This window comes from Alteromonas sp. G4i13, assembly GCF_054960505.1.
Map to the genome: position 1 here is coordinate 1 of NZ_JBHNYX010000134.1, position 385 is coordinate 385.

Genomic DNA, 385 nt, shown 5'->3' on the forward strand with positions numbered 1-385 from the left:
CGCTGTGGTTGGCCACCAGAGTCATGGCCGTGATCCCTTTATTGGTACCGAAGTACTTTGAGGAATACCGGGTTTTAAACGTTTCCAGATGGGTTTCGAATTTCTGACCATCCGCACTGGCGTGCAACTGGTCCTCCTGAATATGGTAGTGGCGGAAGATGGGTAATGAAGCCACCGCATTATTGATCACGTCGCTGGCATCATGCAGCGTTTCAGGTCGGATATAGTTAGCCTGTACTGTACTCAGGTGTTCATAACTGCGGTCGGAGATCTGCGCCATACCATACACACCACGGTGAGTGGCGTTAGCAATCAGAATGGCCAGTAAATCATCCTGATGAGTAGTTCCCTGTTTTTGTATTGGCAGCACATGTGTCAGGCTTCG

The 385-nt window shown here is 49.9% G+C and carries 1 protein-coding gene; it reads right to left on the minus strand.

Going from position 1 to position 385, the window contains the following annotated elements; all coding sequences use genetic code 11:
- Positions 1 to 385, minus strand: a 385-nt coding sequence (locus ACFI6J_RS21635) for a Tn3 family transposase (protein WP_462586412.1), incomplete at both ends; no start/stop codon positions are given.